The following is a 521-nucleotide window of genomic DNA, read 5'->3' on the forward strand; positions in this document are numbered from 1 at the left end:
AGAATTAGAGATCCAAGAACGCAAAACAGGCCGAAGCCCTCCTCAAAGCAAGACGAAAAACGTTATGCCACCCTTGCCGCCGCCGCACCCGTGGGGATTTTCCATACCGATCCCGTAGGCAAATGCACATATGTAAATGAATGCTGGTGTCAAATCGCGGGAATTAGTGCCAGCGAAGCAATGGGAGGTGGTTGGGCGCAAGCATTACATCCAGAAGATCGAGACAAGGTTGCCGATGAGTGGTATCGCTCTACTCAAGCAAATCGTCCTTTTCACCTTGAATATCGATTTCTGCGATCGGATAGCACCATTACCTGGGTATTTGGACAATCAAATGCTGAATTTGATGGGGATGGTCGGGTTACAGGATATATTGGCACGATTACTGATATTAGCGATCGACAAAAAATCTGAAGCTGACATCTTAAAACTCAATCAAACCCTCGAAGCTAGAGTCGCAATTCGCACGCAAGAACTGTTAGAACGTGAATCGCAACTAAGGGATTTCTTTGACAATGCCA

1 protein-coding gene is annotated in these 521 nt (G+C 46.4%); it reads left to right on the forward strand.

What is annotated here, in order from left to right:
• Positions 1-414, forward strand: a 414-nt coding sequence (locus tag PSE7429_RS23110; protein WP_040690584.1) for a PAS domain-containing protein, incomplete at its 5' end; no start/stop codon positions are given.
• Positions 415-521: the final 107 nt, after the last annotated feature.

Source organism: Pseudanabaena biceps PCC 7429, from assembly GCF_000332215.1.
Classification (GTDB): domain Bacteria; phylum Cyanobacteriota; class Cyanobacteriia; order Pseudanabaenales; family Pseudanabaenaceae; genus Pseudanabaena; species Pseudanabaena biceps.